Origin of the sequence: Streptomyces sp. NPDC087300, from assembly GCF_044744425.1 — a bacterium.
Lineage (GTDB): Bacteria > Actinomycetota > Actinomycetes > Streptomycetales > Streptomycetaceae > Streptomyces.
The window spans coordinates 960,888-985,973 of record NZ_JBIUYI010000005.1 but is presented as its reverse complement, the minus strand read 5'-3'; the positions used below and the strand labels follow the sequence as shown (position 1 = coordinate 985,973).

The window sequence follows — 25,086 nt, the reverse complement described above, 5'->3', positions numbered from 1 at the left end:
GCGTTCTAGGGGGTACCTGATTTCTAGGGGCACCCGATTCCTAGGGGGTACCCGATGCGGTCGTCGCGGTGCCGCCGTCCACGGGGATGATGGCGCCCGTGAGGTAGGCCCCGGCACGGCTGGCCAGAAACACGGCGACACCCGCCATGTCGTCGTCACGGCCGAGCCGACGCAGAGGGGTCGCCGCCGCGATCGTGTCGCCGATGGCGTCGAGCGTGGCCGCCATCATCTGCGACGGGAACACGCCCGGTGCCACCGCGTTCACCGTGACGTGTTGAGGGCCCAGCTCCCTGGCCAGCACGCGGGTCAGTTGATGGAGTGCTGCCTTGCTGCTGGCGTACGAGTAGTTGGGCGCCTGGGCGACGTGGATGGCGGCGATGCTGCCGATGTTGATGATCCGCGCGGGATCGTCGGTGGTGCCCGCCTTGCGCAGTGCGGGAAGCAGTGCCTGCACGAGCCAGAACGGTGACTTGAGGTTGAGGTCGAGCACGGTGTCCCAGGCCTCGTCAGGGAACGTCTCCAGCGGCTCGCGCCACATCGCTCCCGCGTTGTTGACGAGGATGTCCAGGCGTTCCGAGTCGGCCGTGACGAGATCAGCGAGGCGCTCACACTCGTCGCGCCTGGACAGGTCGGCGGGAATTGCCCGAACGTCGCCGAATTCGGATAGCAGCTGCTGTGCCTCCGCGCACGCGTCTTCCTTGCGTGAGCTGATGACGACGCGGGCGCCCGCCTGGAGAAGGCCGCGCGCGATCATCAGCCCGATTCCCCTGGTACCGCCAGTGACAAGGGCGTATTTCCCCCTCAGATCGAAAAGCTCTGCGTGAGTGGTGAATTGGTTGTCCGCCATTGGTATCCGTCCCATCTGTCGCGGAAGAATGCGCCGACACGGTCGCGCAGTGCGTTTCCATGGGGTGTTGTCGGCGCTTTCGCATCAACAGGTTGGCAGGCGGTTTGGACGTCTGGGAGATCCTGGTGATCCAGGTACTCCGAGAACCCCCTTGCCTGGTGCGGCGATCGGCTGCGCGGGTCAGGCCGCTCTTTGCGCCGCGTCGTGCAGGTGCTTGACCATCCAGAACTCCTCGACGCGTGTACCTTCCCCGGTCATCGCCGTGACCAAGGAGTTGAGGATGTCCGGGAGGCCGTCTGCCGGGGTGGGCAGACGGGCGGCCACGCACTGGGCCAGGACACCGAAGACGATGGCCTGCCGGAAGACGAGGTGGGAGGGACGTTCCCACTCGGGTTCGAAGTCTTCCGGCTCGCCGATCAGTAGGGCCCGAGCCCGGAGCAGTGCCTGGTCGTGTGCGGCAGTGAGGTCCTCGCGCAGCCGCACTCTCGCGTCGGCCGGGATGATGGCGGCCGCGAGTGCTGCCGCGGCCAGGGGGTGTTCGCGTAGTCCGGCGTGGGCGAGGGCCAGGTCCAGGGCGTGGCGCCGCATCGGCCTCAGCAGCGAGGGTCCCAGGTCAGCCAGATAGCTGGTGAAGGGCTCCCGCCTGAGCAGGGGCGAGTCGACGAGTCCCTGCCCCAGCAGGTATTCCGGCACCCGCGTGATCTTCACGGCGCGGTGCGGGCCACGTGCCCAGGCGCCGTCGAATCGCGCACCGGTCGCGCGCTCGACGGCCGCGAGGCCGGTGCCCCACAGGTTGTCGTCTTCCAGGTTCAGGCCTTGCAGCAGGGGCTGCCAGGCTTCGGGGTGCGAGCCGAATACGTCCTCGGGCACGAGCATTTCGAATGCGGAGGCGATCAGTCCGTCCTCGGCCAGGCTCAGTTGGGAGACCGCATTGACGTTCCAGTAGGCGCTGGCGGTGCGGCCGTGCCGGGAGAGCGGGCGCAGCACCTCTTCGCGAGACCCTTGATGGTTGCAGTTCTCCACGACGACTACCGCCGGTCCTGACCGGGAGACCAGGATGAGGTCGCTGTCGTAGTGGTCGCGCAGTTCCTCCAGCGGCAGGAGGCAGCTCTGCTCGGGGTCGCCGCCGAAGAGACGGATGACGGCGTCCTCGTCTCCACCGTGCACGGCTGTGAACGTGGCCGCCTGCTCAAGTCCCAGATCGGCGAGGAGGCGCTGAAGGTACTGGGGTGAGGTCATGCGGGGATTGTCGTCTCCGCCCCTGACAGTCGTGGCCCGAACGCAGCGGGAACGCGGCCTCGGCTGAAATGTGGGGCCGTCCTCAGGTGCCCCGTACAGGTCACATGACGCCGTCGAGGAGCGCGTCCAGAAGTACCGGATAGGCGCTGTGCGTCATCCGGCTCGCCAACAGCTGCGCAGTCGCGGCGATGTGCGGGTGGGTCCGGGCGGGTAGCTGGGCGTACGTCGAGTTCCACATCTCCTCGTCCGCCCGGCGTGCCTCGTCCGTGAGCGTCAGTGCCCCGGCGTCCAGGGCGGCGAAGGCCAGGGTGAGGTCGATGAAGGCGTGGTAGATGCGAACCACGTCGGGGGCGGCGAATCCCTCGTCGCGCAGAATGCCGAGGATGCGCTCGTCGACCTCGATCTCCTTCGGGCGGCCGCTGACGCGGCTCGCGGTCAGCACCGCGGCCTGCGGATGTGCCAGGTAGGAGGCGTGGATGGCCAGGCCGAGGGCGCGCAGGTCGGCGCGCCACTCCCCCGTGACCGCCCAGTCGTCCAGCGCACGCCCCATCAGTTCCTCGCCGATGGCCCTGACCAGGTCGTCCAGGCCGGCGAAGTACCGGTAGAGGGTGCTCGGATCGGCGCCGAGGGCCGCGCCCAGTCGGCGCACGGTCAGGCCCGTGGGGACGAAAGGTGAGTGACATGCGGGTACTACTCGTAGGTGCGGGCGGAGTCGGCACGGCCATCACGCGGATCGCGGCTCGGCGGGACTTTCTGTCCCACATGGTCGTCGCCGACTTCGACCTCGCCCGTGCGGAGTCGGCCGTCGACGCGCTCAAGCAGCACGAGGGCCGTTTCAGCTCGCTCCGTCTGGACGCGTCCGACCAGGCCGCGGTGCGGCGCACGCTCGTCGAGGAACGCTGTGACGTCCTGGTCAACGCGACCGACCCGCGTTTCGTGATGCCGCTGTTCGGCGCCGCTCTCGCCGCGGGCACGCACTATCTGGACATGGCGATGTCCCTGTCCGCGCCGCACGCCTCGCGCCCGCACGAGGAGTGCGGGGTCAAGCTCGGCGACAGGCAGTTCGAGCAGACCGGGGACTGGGAGCGGTCGGGGCGCCTGGCCCTGGTCGGCATGGGCGTCGAGCCGGGGCTCTCGGACGTCTTCGCGCGGTACGCGGCGGATGAGCTCTTCGACGACATCGAGGAGATCGGGGTACGTGACGGGGCCAACCTCACGGTCGCCGGTTACGACTTCGCGCCTTCCTTCAGCATCTGGACCACCATCGAGGAGTGCCTCAACCCGCCGGTCGTCTACGAGAAGGACCGCGGCTGGTTCACCACGGCGCCCTTCAGCGAACCGGAGGTCTTCGAGTTCCCCGCGGGGATCGGCCCGGTGGAGTGCGTGAACGTCGAGCACGAGGAGGTGCTGCTGATACCGCGCTGGGTCGACGCGGGCCGGGTGACGTTCAAGTACGGCCTGGGCGACGACTTCATCGCCAAGCTCAGGACCCTCCACGAACTGGGGCTCGACTCGACCGCCAAGGTCACCGTCCCCGGTGCGGACGGGCCGGTCGAGGTCTCCCCGCGCGACGTGGTCGCCGCCTGCCTTCCCGACCCGGCCGCGCTGGGCGACCGTATGACCGGCAAGACCTGTGCGGGCACCTGGGTCAAGGGAACCAAGGACGGCTCCGCACGCGAGGTGTACCTCTATCACGTGGTCGACAACGAGTGGTCGATGCGGGAGTACGGCACCCAGGCCGTCGTCTGGCAGACGGCCCTGAACCCGGTCGTCGCCCTGGAACTCATCGCCAAAGGCACCTGGTCGGCCAACGGCGTGCTGGGCCCGGAGGCCCTGCCGCCCCGTCCGTTCCTCGACCTGCTCGGCGCGTATGGATCTCCGTGGGGGATGCGCGACGACTCCTGACGTGAAGCGACTCTGTTCCAGGAGCCGATGGACTCAGGGTGCGTGCCCCCCACCGCTCAACGCTCTGCCCGCGCAGCCCGGTACTCCGTCGGTGACTGCCCCACCGCCTGGCGGAACCGGCGTGAGAAGTAGAGCGGGTTCGTGTAGCCGGCGCGGGATGCCACGTGGGCGGCGGGCAAGGAGGAGACCTCCAGGAGTTCGCCGGCCGCCGCCATCCGCTGCTGTTCGACATAGGCCATCACACCCTGGTGGAGGTGTCGGGCGAACAGGTGTGACAGTCGTGACGGCGATACACCCGCGAGCGCCGCCAGTGAGCGCACGCTGTGCGGCTCGTCCAGGCGGCAGCTCACGTGTTCAACGACCGTCAGCACTCGCGGGTCGAGCCCGTCGCCCTGCGGACGCCGCATGTCGCACCACAACAGCGCTTCCTCCACGGCGTTCATCCCGAACAGTGCCGCGTTGCGCATCCGGCCGTGATGGAACGTGACGGCCCGGGACAAGGCTGCGGCAGCTCGCCCGGCCACCTCCGGCGCAAGGTTCAACTGTCGTACCCCCGGGGCGACTCGGGGCCAGTCGAGGAGAGCCAGCCAGCTCGGGCGCGGGTGCACATGCACCCACAGGAGTTCCCATCCGTCCGCGTGGCGAGCCGTGCAGGCCGTCCGATCGTGCCATGGCGACAGGATCCTCCATGTCTTCGCTCGCCTCCTCCATTCCCCGTCCCGCCCGGCGGCGGCACGATCGACGCCATGACGATTCTGCGATCCCAGCACATCTCGGCGAGCGAAGCGGACTACGACCGGGACGGGGTGGTGCAGGTGAACGGCCTGTTCACCAGCAAGGAGATGGACACCGCCCGTGCGGCCTTCACGGAACAGGTGCGCCATGACCGTGCGGCGCTCGGCGCCCGTGACGGCCTCGCGCCCGGCGACATCCTGTCCCGCTACCCCCGGTTCATGCAGCCACACCGGCGCGCGGACCTCGAAGTGGGGCTCCTGGCACGGCGTTTGATGACCGACCGCCGTCTGCTCGGCGTCGTGGAACGATTGATCGGCCCGGCCTACGGAGCGCAGTCGATGTTCTACTTCAAGCCGCCGACCGCCCGCGGACAGGCCATGCACCAGGACAACTACTTCCTGCGCGCATACCCGGAGACATGTCTGGCCGCATGGATCGCCGTCGACCACTGCGACGCCGCGAACGGCGCGCTGTCCGTCGTCCCCGGCTCGCACACCATGGAGGTCGTGTGTCCCGAAGTGGCCGACACCGAGGAGTCGTTCACCACAGGGCTCGTCCGCCCGTCTGCCGGACTGCGGACGGTGCAGACGTCCATGGACCCCGGCGACGTGCTGTTCTTCCACGGGAGCCTGGTGCACGGCTCGCTGCCGAACACGACGTGCGACCGGTTCCGTCGTTCCCTGATCTTCCACTATGTGCCACGGAGCAGCGTGGAAATCGCCTCGTGGTACCTGCCGTTGGTCGCCGCGGACGGCACCGACCGCACGATCGCGGCGGCGAGCGGCGGGGGCCCTTGCGGTGACACCTGAACACACGTGTCCCGTGGGGTCGTTGTAGGCCCGCTCACGTCGTGCGCCTCGCGCGGGAAGTTCCGTCAGAATCGCGTAGGAGCTCGGAGGGCTCGATTCCATGGAGCTCTCGTACTCGGGACTTGAGTGGTTTTCCCGATGCCGTGCGCGGGAGTTCGTCCGTCAGTACCACGCTCTTGGGCACCTTGTACTTGGCAACGTGCCGGGCGAGATACCCCAGGATCTCGTCCGGGTCCGGGTGGGTGTTCCGGCGCGGTACGAGGACCGCGCGTGGGACTTCGCCCCAGGTGGGGTCGGGTACGCCGATGACCGCGCACTCGGCGATGTCGGGGTGCGCGAGCAGGAGGTCCTCGATCTCTGCGGGATACACGTTCTCACCGCCGGAGATGATGACGTCCTTGATGCGGTCGACGATGTGGACGTGCCCGTCCTCGTCGAGCCGTGCCACGTCGCCGCTGCGGAACCATCCGTCGCGGAAGGCCGCGGCCGTCGCGTCCGGCAGACCCCAGTAGCCGGGCATCACATGCGGTCCGCGCACCAGCACTTCGCCGGTCTCCCCCACGTCCACCGCCGTCATGTCGGGCCGTACGACGCGTATGTCGGTGAAGAAGTGCGGAGCCGCCATGGCCGCGGCCACCGGTCCGCCCCTCGCCTCGTCGACGTCGAGGAGTACGCCGGGCGAGGCCTCCGTCATGCCGTAACCCTCCCGGAGGGTGAGGCCGCGTTCCCGGTACGTGTCGATGAGCGAGGTCGGAACCGGGGCGCCGCCGCACAAGGCTGTCCTGAGCGAGGACAGGTCGGCGGCCGCCCAGGCAGGGTGCCGGGCCATGAGGTCGTACATCGTGGGCACGCCGAACATGAACGTGATCGCGTACTCCTCAATCAGTTCGAGCGTGCGTGCCGGGTCGAAGGCGGCGATGACACACGTGCCACCCTTGAGGAGGGTCGGCAGGGCGAGCATGCCCAGTCCCGCCGCGTGGAACAACGGGGCACAGGCCAGGGCGCGTTCATCAGAGGTCAGGTCCAGGTCGATCAGGGTGTTCAGGGCGTTCCAGGTCAGATTGGCGTGCGTGAGCACGGCGCCCTTGGGGTGTCCCGTCGTTCCCGAGGTGTACATGATGATGCAGGGGTCGCCTGCGGTGACAGGTGGGCCTGTCGTCCCGCGGCACGCGGCGTACGCCCGGTCTGCGCCGTGGTGAACTCGCCACTCTCGCCGGGCTGAGCGTCGAATACCTCGAACGTCTGGAGCAGGGCAGGGACACCAACCCCTCCGGCGCGGTGCTCACCGCACTCGCCGACGCCCTGCGCCTGTCCCGCGACGAGAAGCAGCATCTGGCGCTCCTCGCGATGAGACAGCACAGCGCCACGCTCTTCCCCGCGCCCCGGCCGGTCGAGATCCGCCCACGCCCCGGCGTGCGCGACCTCCTGGACCGTCTCAACCCGACCCCGGCGTGCCTGCTCGGGCCGGTCTACGACGTCGTGGCGTACAACGAGGCGTGGGCCACAACGGTCGCGCCGCTGGGCGTGCTGGACACGGACCCGCCCAATCTCGTCCGCCATCACTTCCTGCACCCGCTGGCGCACCGCATCTTCGACGGGGCGTCGTGGGCGGCGACGGCGGACGAGGTGGTCGGGTGGCTGCGGGCCGCGGAGCCGGAATGGGGCTCCGACGAGGCGTTCCGGACCCTGGTCGACGACGTGCACGCGGTGCCCGGGTTCGCGGCGCGCTGGGCGTCCTACCCCGTCGCCGCCAGGCGCCCGGCGGGCAAGCGCTTCTGGCATCCGGAGGCCGGGCACCTGAACATCCGGCTCGAAGTGCTCATCGTCGGCGAGGCCAGTCAATGGCTCCGACTCTGGCTTCCGGGCGACGAGTTGACCGACGCGGCGCTCAACTCCCTGCTGCGCACGCGGGCGAGCCGCGCGCCCGACGCTCCGCACGGCGTCCGGGCTCAGGCCATCGAGGCGTAGACCGTCAGGTGCCCTGACGCGCCGTCACCAGGACACCCGGACACGCAGGGTGCGTTGGGCGTCCACCGGCCATTGACTCATAGTTTTGAGATGCAAATGACCTGGTCAGCGCGGTATTTCGCGTCGTAGAGTCCTGATCATGACTGAGAGACCTTCCTCGACATCCCTGCCCCCTGCGCCCGACCAGGCGCTGCTGACCCGCTGCGCGGAGGCCGAGACCTGCGCCGACCCCAGTAGTGTCATGACCCTGCTCGGCGAATCGGACGGCGCTGGCGGCGGCTTCACCAGCTACCGCTCGACCTTCGCCGCGGGAGCGGTGGGCGCACCGGCCCACTTCCACACCAAGGCGACCGAGCTGTTCATCGTGATCAGCGGATCCCTGCGGGTGCTGATCGGTGAGGAGATCACCGTCCTGAACGCGGGCGACTTCCTGGCCGTCCCTCCGCACACCCCGCACGCCTTCGCCGCCGCTCCCGGCTCCGAGGCCGACGTGGTGTTCGTGTTCACCCCGGGCATGGGCCGGTTCGACTACCTGCGTCTGCTGAGCCGTGTGATGCGCGGCGAGGCCGACCCCAAGGAGATCGCCGCGTCCTCGGAGCGCTTCGACAACCACTACGTCGACAGCCCCGTCTGGCGCGCCGAGCTGGAGCGCTCCGCGTGATCGGCGCGACGACGCACATCCGTGTCGCCCGGCCGTCCCGTGACCTGGCCGCCGCCGAGCGCTTCTACGTCGACGGCCTCGGGCTGGACGTGCTGTGGCGCACCACCGAGCGCGTCTCCGGCGAGCACGATCTGGTGATGGTCGGCCTGCCCGGCGCCTCCTGGCACTTCGAGCTGACCCAGGACCCCGAGCGGCCGCTGGAGCCCACCCCGACCGTCGACGACCTGTTCGTCGTCTACCTGGGCGCTCCCGTGGACGACGCTCTGATCGACCGCCTGGTCGCCGCCGGGGGAAGCCGGGTTCCCGCCCACAATCCGTACTGGGACGAGCACGGAGTCACGGTCGCCGACCCGGACGGGTACCGCCTCGTACTGTGCTCGCGCAGCTGGGGCTAGGCACCACCCGAGAGCCCGGGTCCGGTGGGCACTCCCCCACGGGACCCGGGCGGCCCGTGTGACGGCCGCGATCCGGCCACCCCTTCGGTACGATACCCATGGGGGTATCTCGACGAGGGAGTGTGCGGTTGTGGAACTGGCGATGGCGGCTGAGGAACTCAAGACGGTGGTCAACCGACTGCGCCGGGCGCAGGGGCAGATCGCCGGTGTGATCAAGATGATCGAGGAGGGGCGGGACTGCGAGGACGTGGTCACGCAGCTCGCGGCGGCGTCCCGGGCCCTGGACAAGGCGGGTTTCGCGATCATCGCGACCGGGCTTCAGCACTGTCTGACCGACGCGGACATGGCCGCTTCCGGCGACCGGGAGCAGATGCGCGCGCGACTGGAGAAGCTCTTCCTCTCGCTGGCCTGACCTCCATCCGCCGTCAGACGATCGCGTCGACGAGCATGAACGCCGCCACCGCGAGGAGCACGACGGCGAAGGTGCGCCGCAACAGCGTGCCGGTGACCTTGGCGGCCAGGCGCTTGCCGTCCCACGCACCGAGGATCGCGGCGCCGGTGAAGGGGGCGATGACCGCCCAGTCGAGGCCGCTGTCGGTCGCACCCCGGGTCGCCAGCGAGGCGAGCGAGTTCGCGGAGATGACCAGCAGACTGGTGCCGACGGCCGCCTGCATCTCGAAGGCGAGGACGGTGACCAGGGCGGGGACGGCGAGGAAGCCTCCGCCGACGCCCAGCAGTCCGGTCAGCGCCCCCAGGCCCGCGCCGGTGCCCGCCGCCTTGACCGGCCGCACCGCCGTGGAGCGGTCGCCCTCCGTACGGCCGGGTCGCAGCATCCGCACCGCCGCGAGGGCCGCGACGCCGGCGAACGCGGCGGTCAGCAGCGCCTGTGGCAGGCGGGACGCGGCAGCACCGGCCGCGGCGGCGGGCAGGAGACCTGCGGCGGCGAACAGAGTGCCGGACTTCCAGCGGACGTTGCCGGTGCGGGCATGGGCGTACAGCGCGGTGAGCGAGGTCGCCGTGACGATGATGAGGCTGGCGGTGGTGGCCGCCGCCGGGGTGAAGCCGAGGAGGTAGATCAGCGCCGGTACGGCCAGGACGCTGCCGCCGCCACCGAGCGCGCCGAGCGCGAGCCCGGCGACCGCTCCGGCGATCAGGGCCAGGATCAGTACGCTCACGCTATGACACCGCTGCCGCCGCCCGCGCGGGTGACCGGCAGCCCCTGCCCGGCCCAGGCGCTCATGCCGCCGCTGACGTCGGTGGCGTCGACACCGCGCCCTGCCAGCAGCGTGGCGGCCCGTCGGGAGCGGTGGCCGGAGCGGCAGATCGTGATCACCGGCTTGCCTTGCGCCCGCGCAGGGAGCGGCGCCCCGGCCATGAGGCGGGACAGCGGCACGTGCAGCGCCTCGGGCGCGTGCCCGGCCTCCCACTCCGACGCTTCGCGGACGTCCAGCAGCACGGCCGTGCCGTCGGCGGTCCGCTGCCGGGCCTGGCTGGGTGTGAGTCGGCCGGGGCCGCGACGCGGGAAGTCCCGGCGAAGGAACGGGAACATCGTGGATCACTCCGTGCAGGTGGTACGGGTACGGGTGGGGCAGGACGGTCGGCACCGCCGGAACACGTCGGCCGAGTCGATCGGGACAGTCCGAACACGTCAGCCGGGTCGATCGGAACAGTCCGAGCACCTCAGCCGGGTCGATCGGCACCGTCGGAACACGTCAGAGACGAGCAGGTGTGTCAGGTTCCGCTGCCGGGACGGGCGAGACGCAGTCCCGCCTCCGTGGCGGCGTCGAAGCCGTCGTCGACGGCGACCACATCGCGGCCCGCCGCGTCCAGCAGCGACGCGGCGATCGCCGCGCGCGCCCCGCCCGCGCAGTGCACCCACACCGTCCCGTGCGGCACCTCACCGACGCGGCCGTACAACTCGTGGATCGGGATGTGCACCGATCCTTCGATGAAGCCGGCCGCGCGCTCGGCGGCCCGTCGTACGTCGAGGACCACCACCTCCTCGCCGCGCCCGCGCACCTGGGCGAGGTCGGCGAAGCGGGCGCGGGGGAACGTGGCGAGCCGCTCGCCGGGGCGGATCCAGTCGGCCGGTCGACCAGTCGCGGCTGCGGCCGGGCGGTCGATGCCCACGCGGACCAACTCCCGCTGCGCGGCGGCGAGTTCACCGGACGTCCCGGCGAGCAGCGTGACGGGCTTGCCCCACGGGATCAGCCAGGCAAGATACGTGGCGAGCTTGCCCTCGCCCTCGAAGTTGAACGCCCCGGCCACGTGCCCCTCGGCGAAGGCCATGCGGCTGCGCAGGTCCACCACCCACTCCCCCGCGGCCAGCCGCGAGGCGATCTCCTCCGCGTCCGCGCGCCGGGGCGGCGTGAGGTCGACGGGCGCCGGTCCCGCGGCGTTGGTCGGACCCATGTGTGCGTAGTAGGCGGGTACGTCGTCGAGACCGGCGAGCAGCTCGGCGACGAAGGTGTCCACGTCCTTGGTCAGCGCGTCGTTGGTCTTGCGCTCCTGTCCGATCGTGGTGGTGTCACCTTCGGCCTGCGCGGAGGAGCAGAAGCTGCCGAATCCGTGGGTGGGCAACACCGGGACCTCGTCGTCCAGTTCGTCGGCCATGCGGCGGGCGGACGCGTGCTGTGCGCGGGCCAGTTCCTCGGTCAGCCGTGGTTCGACGAGATCCGGGCGGCCCACGGTGCCTATCAGCAGTGATCCGCCGGTGAACGCGGCCACACCTCGCCCGTTCTCGGTGAGCGCGTAGGAGGTGTGGTGCGGGGTGTGCCCGGGGGTGGCCAGCGCCCGCAGGGTCAGGCCCTCGTCGACCGTCACGGTGTCGCCGTCGGCGACGGGGACGTGCGGGAAGGATACGTGTGCCCCGGCCGGTATCAGGTATGTGGCGCCGGTGACGCGGGCCAGCTCCAGGCCTCCGGTGACGTAGTCGTTGTGCACGTGGGTCTCGGCGACGAAGGCGATGCGCACGCCGCGCCGGGCCGCCGCGGCGAGGACCTGGTCGATGTCGCGCGGCGGATCGACGGCCACCGCGGCTCCGGCCCCACCGGCCAGGTAGCTGCGGTTGCCCAGGCCCTCGATCTCCAGGGTGTCGACGAAGAACACGGCTGCGACTCCTTTCCTGCTGTGTACCCCCGGGGGTACTGAGCATTCACCCTAACAGCAATACCCAGGGGGGTATCTCACGTGCGGGAACCACCCCGCCTCGGCATCGCCTCGCCCCCTTCAGGTACCCGGTGGGGTATCGGGGAATCAGTCATTCCGAGCCATCCGGGCGCCCCGCTCGCCCACCGCCCCCGCGCGGCCTACTCTCCGAAGTTGTGGCGCATACGAGCAGGCCCTTCGACCGCGGAGGCAGGTCCCCGCGGCTGCGCTTCGACGGCTGGATCGCGGGGCTCGGCACCTCCTCCGGCACGCGGATCGTGCTCGGACACTGGCAGCACTCCCCCTTCGGGGCGTTCAGCGACGTCATGGTCGAACTCCCCACAGGAGAAAGGCTGTTGCTGGCCCCCACGCCACGCATCGCGGAGTTCATCCGCCGTACGTACACCTTCGACACGGTGGACGTCCTGCCGGTCGCCGCCCACGTGGCGGGCGCGGCATGGGCGGTCGCGGCGGGACCGCTCGACCTGCGCTTCACCACCGGCCGGCGAGGGCCGCTCGGTCTTCTGCTGCGGGCCGTGCCCGGCGCGCTCGCGGGCCGTCCGGCGTGGAGCGCGCTGACCGACGGCCCCGCCCGCGCACTCCTGTCCGGCGTACGCACCCGTGGCACGGCCGGTCAGGGCCGCCGCGAGTGGTACGGCGCAAGAGATCTGCGACCGGTCATCTCGCTGTCGGCCGCCCTCGACGGCCAGGACCTCGGCGCCCTCGCCCCCGTCGAACCGCCCGTCCGCTTCGGGTTCGGCTCGGTGCCCCGCGCTCCCGCCGCCACACGGATCACGACGACGGTGGCGCTCGGCAGGGACGAGGACGTACCGCCGGGCACCTGACGCTCCCCGTGCCCACCTGCGCCGGACCCGCAACTCTCCCCAGCATTTGACATGCAACCAATTGGTTGCCAATCTGGTGGGGAGAGGTTGGATGACATGGATGAGGTGTTCAAGGCACTCGCCGACGCGAGTCGCAGGCGGCTGCTCGACCGGTTGAACGAACGGACCGGACAGAGCCTGCGCGAGCTGTGCGAGGGGCTGGAGATGAGCAGGCAGGCGGTGTCCAAGCACCTCGCGGTGCTGGAGGGCGCGGGCCTGGTCACCACGGTCCGGCAGGGGCGGGAGAGGCTGCACTACCTCAATCCGGTGCCCATCCACGACCTTGCCGACCGCTGGATCGGCCGCTACGAGCGGAGCCGGATGTCAGCGCTCAGCAACCTGAAACACGCCCTGGAAGGAACTGCCATGAGCAAGCCCGAGTACGTCTACACGATCTACATCCGCACCACGCCCGAGAAGCTCTGGGAGGGACTGACCAGCCCGGAGTTCCTGAAGCAGTACCACGGAGGCTGGGCGCCCTCGTCCGACTGGAAGGTCGGCTCGAAGGTGCTGTGGCCGGTCGAGGACGGCGGCGAACCGCAGGACCTCGGCCAGGTCGTCACCGAGTCGGAGCCCGGCAAGCGCCTCGCCTACACCTGGCACCGGCTTCAGCCGGTGCACCAGGAGATGTTCGGCATGAGCGACGCGGACTTCGCGGAGGCGGTCAAGGAGCGCTCGAAGGTCTCCTTCGACATCGAGCCCGCCGAGGATCCGGAGCTCGGCATGAAGCTGACCATCACCCACGACGGCTTCGTCTCGGCCGACTCCAAGATGCTCGAGGGCGTCAGCGGCGGCTGGACCATGATGCTGTCGCACCTGAAGACGATCCTCGAGAAGGCCTGACCCGCCCGCACGACGGGCCGGCTCTACCGGAGGGTCAGGCGCCCGTGGAAGTTCTCCGGCACCGGCGCGAAACGCAGGGCCATGGTGACGTCCTGCGGGCGGTCCACCGTCAGGCGGTACCGCGTGCAGAGCAGGTGGCACAGGGCCATCAGCTGGACCGTGGCGATGTTCGCGCCGATGCACTTCTTCGGCGCCCAGCCGAACGGGACGTAGCAGCTGCGGTCCGCCGGGCCGTGCGGCGCGCCGGGCAGGAAGCGGTCGGGGTCGAAGACATCGGGCTGCTTCCAGACCCGTTCGTCGCGGTGGATCATGTGCGGGCTCAGCAGGTACCACTCCCCCGGCTCCAGCCGCGTCCGCCCCAGATCGAACGCGTACTTGGAGCGTCGTACGAGGAGCAGCGGCGGGCTCCACAGCCGGAGCACCTCCTTGACGAACCGATGGGTCGCGGGGGCCGCGCCCGTCGGCGCCGCGCGGAACTCCTCGGCGTCGACGCCGGACAGCTCGTCGGTGAGGCGCGCTCGCCACTCGGGCTGCCGGGCGAATTCGTACAGCAGGCTCGCCGCGGCCGTGCCCGGTGGGCCCGCGATGGCGGTGAGGACCGCGGTCACCACGTCGAGGGCACGGTCCATGCCGAGTTCGGGCAGCAGATCGACGAAGGGATCGGTGAGGTCGGGCTCGCGGGAGCGCCTGCCGCCCGCGCGCTGGCGCAGCACCCTGCGTACGACGAGACCGGACCTCACCTGCACCGCGACGAAGCGGAGTTGCCGCCAGGCGCTGCCCGGCTCGGGCGAGACGAGGCGCAGCAGTTTTCCCTCCAGGTCGCGGCGGACGAGGTCCGACTCGCCCCGGGTCAGGCCCGCCAGGGCGAGCGGCAGCAGTGAACGTACCGCCACGTCCTGGGCGAGCATGGCCAGGTCCACGTCCTCGCCGAGCCGCGCGTCGATGATCCCCTCCATGCGTTCGACGAGGCGGCCGTGGTGCTCCGCCGTGGCGAGCGTGTGGAGTTGGGTGAGCCATGCGGCGCGGACCCGGCTCCAGGGCACTTCGGGGCTGGTCCGCCTGCGCACCACGTCGATCAGGCGGTCGTGCATGGTGAATCCGTGCCAGTTCGTGGCACTGACGCGGCGGGCGGCCTCCGGTTCGAACACCGCGAGCCGTTCGTCGTCGACCCAGAAGACACCTTGCTCGCTCGCGCTGCGCATCCGCAGCATGTGCAGGAAGTCGTCCGGGTGCTGGGGAGTGGTCATGACGTGCGCCCCCTCGTGGAGCGCGGGGAGCCGTCCACTCGGCGGTTCCCCGCGCCGGGCCGGTCAGATGTGGTGGTACAGATACCAGAAGTATTCGTACTGGCGTCGGATGTTGAGAACCGACTTGGCCTGGCGATACAGCGCGCGCATGGTGGTTCACCTCCCTCCGGGGCCGTTGGCTCGGCGGCTCAGCGCCGCGGTGAAGCGCGGCGGAGCCAGCGCCGGGCCCACCTGGGGCCCGCCGCCGTCAGGGGTGACCGACAGGTGCCAGTCACGGGTGATGAGTCCGACGAGGTCCTCCAGCAGCCGCATGGTGACGGTCGCCCCCGCACACGTGTGAGGCCCGTGGCCGAAGGGGAGGTATGCCCCGTCCGGCACGGCGTCGGCCCAGCGCTGCGGCACGAACTCGTCGGGCCGCGGCCAGTGCCCGGGATGCCGGTGCACCAGGTAGGTGCACACGGCGAGGCGGTCATCGGGAGTCACCCGCATCCCGCCGAGGTCCTGCGTCCGGCTCGGCGACCGGGCGAACAGCCAGGCCACCGGCCACAGCCGCAGCGCCTCGCGAACGACCCAATTCGCTTGCGTGGTACGGCAGTCGGGGTGGGTGCCGAGGAGGAGCACCGCCCAGCCGAGGGCGAACCCGATCGCGCCGACCGTGGCGAACAGGAACGAGAGGTAGACCTCGGCGAGCTCCGCCGGATCCGCGGTGGGGTCGCTTCCGTCCAGTACGACGTCGAGCAGGTCGCGCGGCAGGGTGTCTGCGTCGGAACACTGCCCGTCGCCCCTGCCGGCGCTCGGCCCGCCGCCCCTGCCTGACCTCTCCCCCGCGCGCCGTCGGGCCGCGATCTCGGTGTGCAGCGCGCCGTGCGCACGGCGGCGGAAGAGCAGCCGGGACACCGCGGAGTGACACTGCCGGGCGCCCGCGAGCACCGCGCGCGTGACGATCTCTTCGAGTACAGCGTGCAGTGCGGGCGGGGCGTCGCGGTGGAGTAGTACGTCCCGCAGGTGTGCGAGGACGAGGAGGTTTCCGGCGTCCGGCCAGACGCTCTCGGGCGTGAGGTGTGCCGCGAGCAGCCCTGGCAGCCGTGGCTGACGGGCGTCGAGGTGACGGTTCATCAGCGCGCGGGAGGCGCGACCGATCTCGATCTGTGCGGCGCGCGGCCCGAACACGCCGTGCCGGGTCCGGTAGAAGTCGGCGGTCTCGGCGACGAGCGCGTGCCGGTTGCCCAGCACCGCCCGTGCGGCCTCCGGACCTGCGACGCACAGCAGGCCGGAGGCCGACCGCCACACGTCGTGGACGCCGTCGAACTCGGCGCTCAGCCGGGCGAGGGGGTGGGCCGGGCGGCCCCGGCCTTCGCCATCGCGCCGGGCGCGGGCGGGCCCGCCGTTTCCCACACCTGTCACGAACGGCTCCATGGCACGCCCCCCAACCCGATGCGCATCCGACCCACTCCCCCGGCACACGTGACGCCGCGGGCGACTGGACTCGGCCCGCCGTGCGGCTGCGATCCGGCACTGACCGTACTGCCGGGCGGGATACGGCTCGATGCGTAGTTCTGCGTATTGCGCGGCGGGCGCTCTCGCAGTGGGCGTCCGGCGGGCCGGACAACGACAGGGGAAAAGCGACGCAAGGGGACGTCCGCCGTGACGGCTACGACATCGGTGGAAAGTTTACCGTGGACGGCATCGTCGGTATCGTCGGAAAGAGCACGGTAAAGGCGCCGCTGAAATTCCTGTGGGATCCCGTCGTTCCCATCAGGTCAGGGGCGCCGATGCCGTCGTGTCAGGCGTTCTGCGCCTGGTCGTACACCTTCTTGGCCGTGGCCCCGAATACCTCTCCGTACATCTTGGTCGGCGTCAGGGAATCCAGTGAGCTGTTGACGGAGACCAGCACGCCCTTGCCGGTGGTGGTGTTGAAGTCGGCCAGCCACGGTCCGCCGCTGGAGCCGCCGCTCATGTCGCAGGGAATGGCCTGGGTGCCGTGCTCCTTCTTCGCGGTGCCCACGCAGCGCAGGAGTTCTTCGCCGAGCTGGGGACGGGTGGCGGAGTAGCCGAGGGAGGAGATCGTGCCGCCGACGGGGCGGTTGAAGGCGACGGGTGTGCCGCCCACGACGTCGGTGAGCTTGCGGCCGCCCTTGTCGGCGTCGACGACCAGCGCGGACAGGTCGTCGGTGGAGTCCGTCTCCCATGCGCGCGGGGTCACGGCCTGGCGGACCGCGAAGGCGCCGTACGGCATCTTGCCCTTGTGGTAGGCGGGCACGAACACCATCGACATGTTGGTGTTGTACGGGGAGGAGCCTCTGCGCACGCAGTGGGCGGCGGTCATGACGGCGGATCGGTTGGCGCTCTTCACGGCGGTTGCGGTGCACCAGGTGTCGGCGCCGGTGGCGTTGACGAAGAAGAGCCGCCCCACGGTCTTGAGGCTGGTACCGCGCCACGGCTTGGCCTTCGGTCCCGTCGGGCCGAGGTCCACGGACTTGCCCACGGCCTTGATGCGGGCGGGGGTCCAGTAGGCGAGCGCGTCCTTGCGCTCCTTGGCGGTGAACTTCAGGGCGGAGACGGGCCCTGCCGCCGCGGCACCGGCGTGGCCGCCCGCGGCTGCCGCCGGGGTCGGCACGGCGAGGGCGAGTGCCATTCCGGCGAGGGCGAGTCCCGCGGAGCGGCCGTGCGCGCGTCGGGTCGGGGAAGCGGATGTCGCGGTCACAGCAGTGGTCTCCTTGGCGGGTGCGGTCAGCCGGTGGGGCTGTCGGTCCGCACTGCTAGAGAGGGGAACCCGGGCATGCGGTTGCGCTGTTGATGTTCTGTGACATGTGCGTCGACCGGCCGGGAAGGACGGTCGAGGGTGTGTGCCGTTCACCGGATCACGGTGTCGCGCGCAGGGGCGGCCACCGGCCGCCCCTGCCGGGCTTCCGCATTACCCCCGGCCCGTAAAAGCCGCCCCGTGCACAGAATCCTGCGGTTGTTTTCACCTTTTCCCCGCAGGAATGGTGCGGGCGCACCCGCGAGGCGGTTTATGCCCCTTCGGGCAGCATCAAGGGAGGGTCAAGGATGTGTCAAAGACCGCTTCGACCAATTCGACCACTTCTGACGGCCCCGAGTACCGTGTCCGCCGGGAGCGTTGACGGGTGCCGGGCCGTCGCCCGCACGGCCTTCGGGGCATCCGGTTCACCGAACGGTGGACACGACAAGATATCGTTTACGAGCGACGTCCAACTGGCCAATTCTTACGTACCAGTTGGCCGAAAAGCATGCCATGAGAAGTCCGCCGCAACCGAGGGAAGAGCCAGGAAGTGCTGATGCGCCACCAGGCCGGTCCGTCAACATGTGTGACTTCTTCCGCAGTTGGCGCCCAGGTCGAAACGTGCGTCGTGCCCGGCCCTTCCCCGCCCCTGTCGCAGTCGCCCCCTCCAGTCGGCGGCAGTCGGCCGCCTCGCCCCCTTTGAGATCTGTAGAGGACGTGAATGACAGACCTGATACAGGCCACCACAGTGGTGCCCTCAGTTCTGGCCCTGGCCGCCGGTGGTGCGGCCTGGCGGTTCTGGGACCAGTACCGAGGTGAGCGTGCCACCAGCGACAGCCTCCGTGGACAGGCCGAGGAGACCGCCAGGCAGCAGCGGGCCGCCGAGCACGTGCTCGCGCAGCTCGCGAGCGGTGTGATCCCCCGCCTCGGGGCCGAGGCGGAGCGTGCGGGCACGGGGCACGGCGTGGACATCGAACTGCCCGAGGCCCTGGTGAACACGGTGCTCGCGCAGCGGCTCGCGGAACTGGCGGACTCGGCGGCGCACACGGTGCGCAAGGTGCAGTACGACGCGCAGAACAGCACCAGCGTCCAGATCTCCGAGGAGCGCAGGACCGCACAGGAGGAGGTGGCCCGCGCGCGGGAGAGCGCCGAGGCGTCCAGCCGGGCCGCGGTGCGTGCCGTCTCCTCGGCGATGGTGGGCATGGCCTCGAAGCTCAGCCAGCGGGTCAGTCAGGGCGTGCGGCGCCATGAGGGCGACGAGGCGTACGAGACGCTGGTCGGCATCGACCACCCCACGCAGCAGATGCTGCTCGTCGCCCAGAACTACGTGGTCCTCTCCGGGGGCAAGCTGTCGCGCCGCTGGCCGGCCACCCCGATGACCGACGTGGTGCGGGCGGCCATGGGCAGCATCGAGGAGTACGAGCGCGTCGAGCACCAGGAGCTCGCCGTCACGGTGACGAGCCGGGCGGTCGGCCCCGTCGTGCACGCCCTCGCGGTGCTCCTGGACAACGCGGTCCGCTACTCCCCCTCGTCCGCCCGCGTGCACGTCGCCTTCCAGGAGGGCCACCACGGGGTCTCGGTCATCGTGGACGACGCCGGTCTGCGCATGAACGAGGAGCAGCTGACCTGGGCCAGGAGGATCCTGACGGGTGTTCAGCGCGACGACATCAACCAGCTCGGCGCGCATCCGCAGACCGGCCTGCGGGCCGCCGCGGCGCTCGCCAGCGACTACGGGTTCCGCATCGACCTGGAGGCCCCGAATCCGTTCGGCGGTACGCGTGTGTACATGTTCATCCCCAAGAGCCTGCTGACCACGACGGCCGCGACCGCGCCCGTTCCCCGGCCGCGCACCGAGCCGGCCGCCGCCGCGGCGCCCGCACCGGCACCCGTCCCCGCCCCCGAGCCCGCGCCCGAGCCCGCCGCCGAGGCGGCCCCCGCCAGGCGTACCACCGCCAGCGGACTGGCCGTCCGGTCGCGGCGGTCCGCCCGCGCGGCCGCCCCGAGCGCGCCGACCACGCCGGCCGGGCCCGGCGAGGGCCAGGCGGCACCGGGTCGCCCCGCCATCGCCGCCGCCTGGGCGAAGGGGACGCGCAGCGCCCGCACCGACGACCCGACCACCTCGCACGAAGGAGCCTGACCGTGACCACCGGCAACGAACTTGGCTGGCTGCTGGACCGATCACTGGGATCCATCGAGGGCGTCAGGCACGCGGTGTTGATGAGCTCCGATGGTCTGCTCCACTCCCGTACGGCGGGCATCGGGCAGGACGACGCGGAGAAGTTCGCCGCGATCACCGCGGCGGTCCGTGCCGCCGCGCTCGCCTACGACGAGGAGACCGGCGGCGGCGGGACCCGGCAGGCGCTGATCGAACTGACCAACCACGTGGGCCTGATCACCCAGGCCGGCGGCAACACGATGCTGTCGGTGCAGACGACGGGACCCGACGCGGACATCGGTCTGATCACCCATCACATGCTGGAGCTGGCCCAGCGGGTCGGTCACGAGATGAAGGTCGCCCCGCGTGAGCCGTCCGCGCTGGGCCTGCCGACGACGTGAGCGGGCCGCGGCGGGACCCGGACCTGGTCAGACCCTACGTCCGTACGGACGGCCGGGTCCGGGCCCATCCGGATGTGCGCGTGGAAACCGTGTTGCTCGCCGCGAGCGGGTCGAGTGAGGGCCTGAGCGCCGACGCGCGACGGGTGATGAACCTGTTCACCCATGCCGGGGGCGGTGGTCTGGCGGTCGCGGACATCGCGGCCGCCCTGGAGTTCCCGCCCTCCACCGTCCGCATCCTCGTCTCCTCCCTCATCGACGAGGGCCTGCTGACCCGCCCCGTCCCCGCCGGTGACGACCAACCCCAAACCGATCTGCTCCAGGAGGTACTGCGTGGTCTCCGCGCCCTCGTCTGAAGGCCTCATCTATGTGCCACCCGGCGTGACCCGGTCCGCGAAGATCGTGATCTCGGGGAGCTTCGGCGTCGGCAAGACGACGTTCGTGGGCAGCGCGTCCCAGATACCGCCGTTGCGCATGGAGGAGCGGATCACCCAGGCCAGCGCAGGGGTGGACGACCTGGCACGCACCCCGCGCAAGACGACCACGACCGTCGGCATGGACTTCGGCCGGCTGCACCTCAGCGACGCCCTGGTGCTCTACCTGTTCGGCACGCCGGGGCAGGGCCGTTTCCGCCCCATGTGGGCGGGCCTGACCGAGGGCGCCCTGGGCGCGCTCGTCCTGGTCGACACCCGCAACCTCGAGGCCTCCCACGAGATCCTCGAACTGCACGAGGAGCAGGGCACGCCGTACGCCGTGGCGATCAACCTGTTCGACGGCGCCCCCTACTACCAGCTGGACGAGATCCGTCAGGCCCTTGACCTGGACCCGCGCACGCCCCTGACGACGTGCGACGCGCGCGAGAGCACCTCGAGCGTCCTGGCCCTGATCACCCTCTGCGAGTACCTGTCCGAACTGCACGCACCCGTCTTGGAGCCCCGCCCGTGACCAGCCCGACCACGACCGACACGGTCGCCGAGCGCCGGATCGCCCTGCACGAAGCCGAGTTCGCGGCCGATCCGCACGCCGCGTACGCACGGATGCGTGCCGAGTTCGGGCCGTTCGTCCCGGTGGACCTCATACCCGGGGTTCCCGCGACCCTCGTCATCGGCTACCCCCAGGCCCGCCGCATCCTCAACGATCCGCTGCGGTTCCCCGCCGACCCCCGGGTGTGGGAGCAGTCCGTCCCCGAGACCTGCCCGGTCCGCCCGATGATGGAGCACCGCCCCAACGCGCTGCGCTCCGCGGGGCCCGACCACACCCGTTACCGGTCGGCGAACAGCTCCGCGATCGACGGCGTCGACCAGCACGAGCTGCGCACGCTGGTCGAGCAGGTCGCCGACGCCACCATCGCCGAGTTCCGGGACGGCGAGGGCGCGGATCTGCTCACCCAGTACGCCTGGCCCATCGCCTTCCGCGTCCTGAGCGCCCTGCTCGGCTGCCCGGACGAGATGGGGCGCCGCATCGCCGACGGCATGGCCAAGATCTTCGAGAGCGTGGACGCCGCGAGCGGCAACCAGATCCTCACCGAGGCCATCTCCGACCTGGTGGCCCTGCGCCACCGGCAGCCCGGCGACGACATCACCTCACGGCTGCTCGCCCACCCCGCCGGTCTCGACGACGTGGAGATGCTCCACCAGCTCGTCACGCTCTACGGCGCGGGCATCGAGCCGCTGACCAACCTCATCGGCAACACCGTCCTGAAGATCCTCACCGACGACCAGTTCTCCGGAGACCTGCACGCGGGCGGCTCCTCGGTCCGTGAGGCGCTGGACACGGTGCTCTACACCGACCCGCCGCTGGCGAACTACTGCATCAGCTACCCGCCGCACCCGGTCGACGTCGACGGTTTCCTGCTGCCCGCGCACCAGCCGGTCCTCATCTCGATGACGGCCTGCAACAACGACCCGGCCCTCGGGGACCAGCGCATCGCGAGCAATCGCGCCCACCTGTCCTGGAGCACCGGGCCGCACGCCTGCCCCGCGCGTCCGCACGCCTACCTCATCGCCGAGACGGCCATCACCCACCTGCTCGACGCGCTGCCCGAGATGGACCTCGCCACGCCCGCGGCCGACCTGGTCTGGCGTCCCGGTCCCTTCCACCGGGCGCTGGCCGCGCTGCCGGTCGTCTTCCCCGCCGTCCCGTCCGCCTGAGCCGCTCACCGGTTCGTCCGACCCCGTCTGCCGCCCTGTGACTTCACCTTCCGCCATGTGAATTCGTACGAGCCGTTCCGTCCGACTCGTCCGTCCGAAGGGATTCGCCGTATGGCCCTGCCCACCGAGCCGATCGTCCTCGACCCCACCGGTGCCCGCGCACACGACGAGCACCGGCTGCTGCGGGGCCACGGCAAGGCGGTCCGTGTCGACATACTCGGCGTGCGCGCCTGGTCCGTCGCCGATCCCGCGCTCCTCAAGGAGTTGCTGACCAGCCCGAGCGTCTCCAAGGACGCCCGCGCGCACTGGCCGGAGTTCGGCGACGTGGTCCAGCGGTGGCCGCTGGCCCTGTGGGTCGCGGTGGAGAACATGTTCACCGCGTACGGGGCGGACCACCGGCGGCTGCGGCGCATGATCGCTCCCGCCTTCAGTCACCGGCGCATCACCGCGCTGGGCGAGAGCATCGACGCGGTGGTCACCGGCATCCTGGACCGGCTCGACGCCCTTCCGCCCGGCGAGATCGTCGACCTGCGCGAACACCTCGCCTACCCGTTGCCGATCGCGGTCGTGAGCCGGCTCATGGGCGTGCCCGAGGAGCAGCAGGACTCCTTCCGCCGGGTCGTCGACGGCGTCTTCGACACCACGCTGACCACCGAGGAGTCCGAGGCCAACACCAAGGCGCTCTACGAGGCGCTCCAGCTGCTCATCGACTCCAAGCGCACCGAGCCCGGTGACGACATGACCTCGCTCCTCATCTCCTCGCGCGACGAGGACGCGGAAGGCGGGGCGGAGGCGGAGTCCGCCGGGGGCAAGAAGGGCGCCCTGTCGGAGGACGAACTGCGCGACACCCTCCTGTTGATGATCAGCGCCGGGTACGAGACGACGGTCAACGTCATCGACCAGGCGGTCACCCAGCTGCTCACCCATCCCGAACAGCTCGCGCTGCTCCGGTCGGGACAGGTCGACTGGAACGACGCCGTCGAGGAGACGCTGCGCTTCGAACCGGCGGTCAGGCACCTGCCCATGCGGTTCGCGGTGACCGACATCGAGCTGCCCGACGGGCAGACCATCCCGCGGGGCGAAGCGATCCTCGCCTCCTACGCGGCCGCCAACCGGCACCCCGACTGGCACGGTGAGAACGCGGACAGCTTCGAGGTCACCCGTACGGTCAAGGACCATCTGGCCTTCGGCCACGGCGTCCACTTCTGCCTCGGCGCCCCACTCGCCCGCCTTGAGGTCAGCACGGCGCTGCGCCTGCTCTTCGACCGCTTCCCACAGCTCGAACTCGCGGTGCCGGTAAGGGAGTTGAAGCCCTTGGGCTCGCTGCTCAGCAACGGCCATCAGTCCCTGCCGGTACGTCTGCGGCCCGCGGTCGGCTAGGGAGCGGTCCACGGTGGGCACCGGTCAGGGGCGCGCGGCCCGGCGGACAGGGCTGATGCCTACTCCCAGGAACCGGACCACAGTTACCGCGACGATGACAAGGAACGAGATGAGCATGCGCAACGCGGCCGACGAGTTCGCCGAGATTCCCTCGACCACGCTCGCCGACCTGCTGGGACGAGCCCAGGTCATGGACATCGGTGTGCTCCCGCTGTGGCAGCCGGTGCCCCGCGTCGCGGGTCCTGCCTTCACCGTGCGGTGCCCGCCCGGCGACAACCTCATGCTGCACGCGGCGATCTACCGCGCCGCCCCCGGCTCGGTGATCGTCGTCGAGTCGGGCGACGTGGACTACGCGCTGGCCGGCGGCAACGTGTGCGCCATCGCCCAGCGCCGCGGTGTCGCGGCCTTCGTGGCCGACGGCGTCATCCGGGATCTGGGCGAGGTACGGGAAGCGGGCTTTCCCGTCTTCGCCCGCGGCGTCATCCCGGTCCCGGGCACGAAGAAGGCCATCGGGACGCTCGGCGAACCCGTGCGCTGCGGCGGTGTACTCGTCCACTCCGGGGACGTCGTGGTGGCCGACGAGGAGGGCGTCGTGGTCACTCCCGCAGCCCGCCGGGACGAGGTGCTTGCGGCCGCCCGTGCCAAGCTCGCGGAGGAGGAGACCCAGTCCCTGGACGACTGGGAGGAGCAGCACCGGGCCCGTGTCGAGAAGGCGTTGCTGGAGCAGGGGTTCACCGGCTGACGGATCCGGCGGCGGCGCGGGGCGCGGGGCTCAGGAGGCGGGTTCGATGCCCCAGGCCGCGGCCCGCGCGGCGGCGGCCGCGCGGTTGGGCAGGTCGAGCTTGGCCAGGATGTGCTCGATGTGGGTGCCCACGGTGCGCGGCGTGATGTACAGGCGCTGGGCGATCTCCCGGTTGGTGCGGCCGGTGATCAGTTCGCCCAGGACCTGGAGCTCGCGCGGCGAGAGCCCGCCGGGCCGCCGCTCCCTCGCCCGTGTCCGCCGCGCATCGACAGGCCCCGGACCTGCCGGTCCCACCGCGGCGCTCTCGTCCGAGGGTGGCGGCCCCGGGTGAGGGGCGACGGCCTGGGCCAGCGTCTCGGTGAGCAGGGCGACCACGGCGCGCGCCGGATCCGGTGTGTGCCGGACCCGGCGCGTGCTGACGTTCAGCATGCCGACGTAGCGGCCGTCGGCGGCGAACAGGCACTGGGCCACGCCGTCCTCGATGCCCAGCGGGGACAGCACGTCCCGGAACCCCGGGGACGCGGCGAGGAGGTGGGCGGGGACGTCCCTGAGCCAGAGACCGCCCCGGGCCGGGCTGCGCAGCACCGCGAACATCGGGTCGTCGTGCAGGCTGGTCTCGATGTAGGCGGTGGCCTCGTCCGGGTAGCTCCCGGCCAGGGTGGTGTGGCGGCGGCGCAGCGGATCCCAACGGCTCAGGGACGCGTGGTCGTACTCCATCACCTGCGACAGCGCCGCGAGAACGGTGTCCAGGCCGCCCGTGCCCCGGGTGGCGCTGCGGGCGGCGTCCCGTACGTGGACGGCCGCGTCCAGGATGTCTGCCGTGCTCCGCCGCGCTGTCATG

The 25,086-nt window shown here is 70.8% G+C and carries 25 protein-coding genes and 2 pseudogenes; 15 read left to right on the top strand and 12 right to left on the bottom strand.

Going from position 1 to position 25,086, the window contains the following annotated elements; all coding sequences use genetic code 11:
- Positions 1-40: 40 nt before the first annotated feature.
- The 3 genes and pseudogenes from ACIO9J_RS24800 to ACIO9J_RS24790 all read right to left on the bottom strand — a co-directional run.
- Positions 41-847 carry an SDR family oxidoreductase gene (locus ACIO9J_RS24800; RefSeq protein WP_402003445.1) on the bottom strand — a complete coding sequence of 269 codons (807 nt, stop codon included), beginning with the start codon at positions 845-847 and terminating at the stop codon, positions 41-43.
- A gap of 180 nt (positions 848-1,027) precedes the next feature.
- Positions 1,028-2,086 (bottom strand): DUF6461 domain-containing protein, encoded by a 1,059-nt coding sequence (locus ACIO9J_RS24795; RefSeq protein ID WP_402003442.1) that lies wholly within the window; start codon positions 2,084-2,086, stop codon positions 1,028-1,030.
- A 100-nt stretch (positions 2,087-2,186) separates the two neighbouring features.
- Positions 2,187-2,744 (bottom strand): annotated as a pseudogene (locus ACIO9J_RS24790) (TetR/AcrR family transcriptional regulator C-terminal domain-containing protein); the annotation flags it as partial.
- A gap of 23 nt (positions 2,745-2,767) precedes the next feature.
- Here ACIO9J_RS24790 and ACIO9J_RS24785 point away from each other — a divergent pair.
- Positions 2,768-3,991, top strand: coding sequence for a saccharopine dehydrogenase family protein (locus ACIO9J_RS24785; RefSeq protein ID WP_402003439.1), 1,224 nt, complete (start codon positions 2,768-2,770; stop codon positions 3,989-3,991).
- Positions 3,992-4,047: 56 nt separating this feature from the next.
- On the opposite strand, the gene ACIO9J_RS24780 is transcribed toward ACIO9J_RS24785, so the two are convergent.
- Positions 4,048-4,458, bottom strand: a complete 411-nt coding sequence (locus ACIO9J_RS24780) for a helix-turn-helix domain-containing protein (RefSeq protein WP_402003436.1) — start codon at positions 4,456-4,458, stop codon at positions 4,048-4,050.
- A gap of 279 nt (positions 4,459-4,737) precedes the next feature.
- Here ACIO9J_RS24780 and ACIO9J_RS24775 point away from each other — a divergent pair, with 279 nt between their 5' ends.
- Positions 4,738-5,535, top strand: coding sequence for a phytanoyl-CoA dioxygenase family protein (locus tag ACIO9J_RS24775; protein ID WP_402003433.1), 798 nt, complete (start codon positions 4,738-4,740; stop codon positions 5,533-5,535).
- A gap of 34 nt (positions 5,536-5,569) precedes the next feature.
- Here the strand turns inward: ACIO9J_RS24775 and ACIO9J_RS24770 are convergent.
- A pseudogene (locus tag ACIO9J_RS24770) lies at positions 5,570-6,682 on the bottom strand (AMP-binding protein); the annotation flags it as partial.
- Here ACIO9J_RS24770 and ACIO9J_RS24765 point away from each other — a divergent pair.
- The 4 genes from ACIO9J_RS24765 to ACIO9J_RS24750 all read left to right on the top strand — a co-directional run bounded on the left by ACIO9J_RS24765 (position 6,682) and on the right by ACIO9J_RS24750 (position 8,971).
- A complete protein-coding gene (locus ACIO9J_RS24765; RefSeq protein WP_402003430.1) occupies positions 6,682-7,503 on the top strand; it encodes a helix-turn-helix transcriptional regulator in 822 nt (273 codons plus the stop codon). The pseudogene ACIO9J_RS24770 and the gene ACIO9J_RS24765 sit on opposite strands and share 1 nt — an antisense overlap.
- Positions 7,504-7,642: 139 nt before the next feature.
- The gene (locus ACIO9J_RS24760) at positions 7,643-8,164 is read left to right on the top strand and encodes a cupin domain-containing protein (RefSeq protein ID WP_402003427.1); all 522 of its coding nucleotides are present in this window, start codon (positions 7,643-7,645) and stop codon (positions 8,162-8,164) included.
- Complete coding sequence (locus tag ACIO9J_RS24755) at positions 8,161-8,559, top strand: VOC family protein (protein WP_402003424.1); 399 nt, start codon at positions 8,161-8,163, stop codon at positions 8,557-8,559. The genes ACIO9J_RS24760 and ACIO9J_RS24755 overlap by 4 nt, the downstream gene beginning before the upstream one ends.
- A gap of 130 nt (positions 8,560-8,689) precedes the next feature.
- Positions 8,690-8,971, top strand: a complete 282-nt coding sequence (locus ACIO9J_RS24750; RefSeq protein WP_018845516.1) for a metal-sensitive transcriptional regulator — start codon at positions 8,690-8,692, stop codon at positions 8,969-8,971.
- A 13-nt stretch (positions 8,972-8,984) separates the two neighbouring features.
- Here the strand turns inward: ACIO9J_RS24750 and ACIO9J_RS24745 are convergent, their stop codons facing one another.
- The 3 genes from ACIO9J_RS24745 to ACIO9J_RS24735 all read right to left on the bottom strand — a co-directional run bounded on the left by ACIO9J_RS24745 (position 8,985) and on the right by ACIO9J_RS24735 (position 11,667).
- Positions 8,985-9,734: a sulfite exporter TauE/SafE family protein gene (locus ACIO9J_RS24745; RefSeq protein WP_402003421.1), complete on the bottom strand. Its 750-nt coding sequence runs from the start codon at positions 9,732-9,734 to the stop codon at positions 8,985-8,987.
- A complete protein-coding gene (locus tag ACIO9J_RS24740) occupies positions 9,731-10,108 on the bottom strand; it encodes a rhodanese-like domain-containing protein (protein WP_402003418.1) in 378 nt (125 codons plus the stop codon). The genes ACIO9J_RS24745 and ACIO9J_RS24740 overlap by 4 nt, the downstream gene beginning before the upstream one ends.
- Before the next feature lie 182 nt (positions 10,109-10,290).
- A complete protein-coding gene (locus tag ACIO9J_RS24735; RefSeq protein WP_402003415.1) occupies positions 10,291-11,667 on the bottom strand; it encodes a rhodanese-like domain-containing protein in 1,377 nt (458 codons plus the stop codon).
- A gap of 215 nt (positions 11,668-11,882) precedes the next feature.
- On the opposite strand from ACIO9J_RS24735, the gene ACIO9J_RS24730 reads away from it, so the two are divergent.
- A complete protein-coding gene (locus ACIO9J_RS24730; protein WP_402003412.1) occupies positions 11,883-12,551 on the top strand; it encodes a hypothetical protein in 669 nt (222 codons plus the stop codon).
- Positions 12,552-12,647: 96 nt separating this feature from the next.
- Positions 12,648-13,433 carry an ArsR/SmtB family transcription factor gene (locus ACIO9J_RS24725; protein WP_402003409.1) on the top strand — a complete coding sequence of 262 codons (786 nt, stop codon included), beginning with the start codon at positions 12,648-12,650 and terminating at the stop codon, positions 13,431-13,433.
- Positions 13,434-13,456: 23 nt separating this feature from the next.
- On the opposite strand, the gene ACIO9J_RS24720 is transcribed toward ACIO9J_RS24725, so the two are convergent.
- The 3 genes from ACIO9J_RS24720 to ACIO9J_RS24710 form a co-directional block, all read right to left on the bottom strand.
- On the bottom strand, positions 13,457-14,680 hold the full coding sequence (locus tag ACIO9J_RS24720) for a cytochrome P450 (protein WP_402003406.1): 1,224 nt from the start codon (positions 14,678-14,680) through the stop codon (positions 13,457-13,459).
- 156 nt (positions 14,681-14,836) lie between these two features.
- Complete coding sequence (locus ACIO9J_RS24715) at positions 14,837-16,084, bottom strand: cytochrome P450 (protein WP_402003403.1); 1,248 nt, start codon at positions 16,082-16,084, stop codon at positions 14,837-14,839.
- A 379-nt stretch (positions 16,085-16,463) separates the two neighbouring features.
- Positions 16,464-17,384, bottom strand: coding sequence for a trypsin-like serine peptidase (locus ACIO9J_RS24710; RefSeq protein ID WP_402003400.1), 921 nt, complete (start codon positions 17,382-17,384; stop codon positions 16,464-16,466).
- A gap of 757 nt (positions 17,385-18,141) precedes the next feature.
- Between ACIO9J_RS24710 and ACIO9J_RS24705 the strand changes: the two genes are divergently transcribed.
- The 7 genes from ACIO9J_RS24705 (at position 18,142) to ACIO9J_RS24675 (ending at position 24,245) form a co-directional block, all read left to right on the top strand.
- Positions 18,142-19,557: an ATP-binding protein gene (locus tag ACIO9J_RS24705; protein WP_402003397.1), complete on the top strand. Its 1,416-nt coding sequence runs from the start codon at positions 18,142-18,144 to the stop codon at positions 19,555-19,557.
- A gap of 2 nt (positions 19,558-19,559) precedes the next feature.
- A complete protein-coding gene (locus tag ACIO9J_RS24700; protein WP_402003394.1) occupies positions 19,560-19,976 on the top strand; it encodes a roadblock/LC7 domain-containing protein in 417 nt (138 codons plus the stop codon).
- Positions 19,973-20,329: a DUF742 domain-containing protein gene (locus tag ACIO9J_RS24695; RefSeq protein ID WP_402003391.1), complete on the top strand. Its 357-nt coding sequence runs from the start codon at positions 19,973-19,975 to the stop codon at positions 20,327-20,329. The genes ACIO9J_RS24700 and ACIO9J_RS24695 overlap by 4 nt, the downstream gene beginning before the upstream one ends.
- A 25-nt stretch (positions 20,330-20,354) precedes the next feature.
- Positions 20,355-20,918 carry a GTP-binding protein gene (locus ACIO9J_RS24690; protein ID WP_402003388.1) on the top strand — a complete coding sequence of 188 codons (564 nt, stop codon included), beginning with the start codon at positions 20,355-20,357 and terminating at the stop codon, positions 20,916-20,918.
- Positions 20,915-22,123, top strand: coding sequence for a cytochrome P450 (locus ACIO9J_RS24685; RefSeq protein ID WP_402003385.1), 1,209 nt, complete (start codon positions 20,915-20,917; stop codon positions 22,121-22,123). The genes ACIO9J_RS24690 and ACIO9J_RS24685 overlap by 4 nt, the downstream gene beginning before the upstream one ends.
- A 111-nt stretch (positions 22,124-22,234) precedes the next feature.
- Complete coding sequence (locus ACIO9J_RS24680; protein ID WP_402003382.1) at positions 22,235-23,503, top strand: cytochrome P450; 1,269 nt, start codon at positions 22,235-22,237, stop codon at positions 23,501-23,503.
- Positions 23,504-23,612: 109 nt separating this feature from the next.
- Positions 23,613-24,245 (top strand): RraA family protein, encoded by a 633-nt coding sequence (locus tag ACIO9J_RS24675; RefSeq protein ID WP_402003377.1) that lies wholly within the window; start codon positions 23,613-23,615, stop codon positions 24,243-24,245.
- 30 nt (positions 24,246-24,275) lie between these two features.
- Here ACIO9J_RS24675 and ACIO9J_RS24670 read toward each other — a convergent pair whose 3' ends face one another.
- The gene (locus ACIO9J_RS24670) at positions 24,276-25,085 is read right to left on the bottom strand and encodes a LuxR C-terminal-related transcriptional regulator (protein WP_402003374.1); all 810 of its coding nucleotides are present in this window, start codon (positions 25,083-25,085) and stop codon (positions 24,276-24,278) included.
- Between the last annotated feature and the right edge of the window lies 1 nt (position 25,086).

Bases quoted from the DNA above. Each gene is read 5' to 3' on its own strand.
- ACIO9J_RS24720 (WP_402003406.1), bottom strand. From the start codon at position 14,680: ATGACCACTCCCCAGCACCCGGACGACTTCCTGCACATGCTGCGGATG.
- ACIO9J_RS24775 (WP_402003433.1), top strand. From the start codon at position 4,738: ATGACGATTCTGCGATCCCAGCACATCTCGGCGAGCGAAGCGGACTAC.
- ACIO9J_RS24795 (WP_402003442.1), bottom strand. From the start codon at position 2,086: ATGACCTCACCCCAGTACCTTCAGCGCCTCCTCGCCGATCTGGGACTT.
- ACIO9J_RS24680 (WP_402003382.1), top strand. From the start codon at position 22,235: ATGGCCCTGCCCACCGAGCCGATCGTCCTCGACCCCACCGGTGCCCGC.
- ACIO9J_RS24780 (WP_402003436.1), bottom strand. From the start codon at position 4,458: ATGCGCAACGCGGCACTGTTCGGGATGAACGCCGTGGAGGAAGCGCTG.
- ACIO9J_RS24740 (WP_402003418.1), bottom strand. From the start codon at position 10,108: ATGTTCCCGTTCCTTCGCCGGGACTTCCCGCGTCGCGGCCCCGGCCGA.
- ACIO9J_RS24705 (WP_402003397.1), top strand. From the start codon at position 18,142: ATGACAGACCTGATACAGGCCACCACAGTGGTGCCCTCAGTTCTGGCC.
- ACIO9J_RS24675 (WP_402003377.1), top strand. From the start codon at position 23,613: ATGAGCATGCGCAACGCGGCCGACGAGTTCGCCGAGATTCCCTCGACC.
- ACIO9J_RS24760 (WP_402003427.1), top strand. From the start codon at position 7,643: ATGACTGAGAGACCTTCCTCGACATCCCTGCCCCCTGCGCCCGACCAG.
- ACIO9J_RS24670 (WP_402003374.1), bottom strand. From the start codon at position 25,085: ATGACAGCGCGGCGGAGCACGGCAGACATCCTGGACGCGGCCGTCCAC.
- ACIO9J_RS24800 (WP_402003445.1), bottom strand. From the start codon at position 847: ATGGCGGACAACCAATTCACCACTCACGCAGAGCTTTTCGATCTGAGG.
- ACIO9J_RS24785 (WP_402003439.1), top strand. From the start codon at position 2,768: ATGCGGGTACTACTCGTAGGTGCGGGCGGAGTCGGCACGGCCATCACG.
- ACIO9J_RS24725 (WP_402003409.1), top strand. From the start codon at position 12,648: ATGGATGAGGTGTTCAAGGCACTCGCCGACGCGAGTCGCAGGCGGCTG.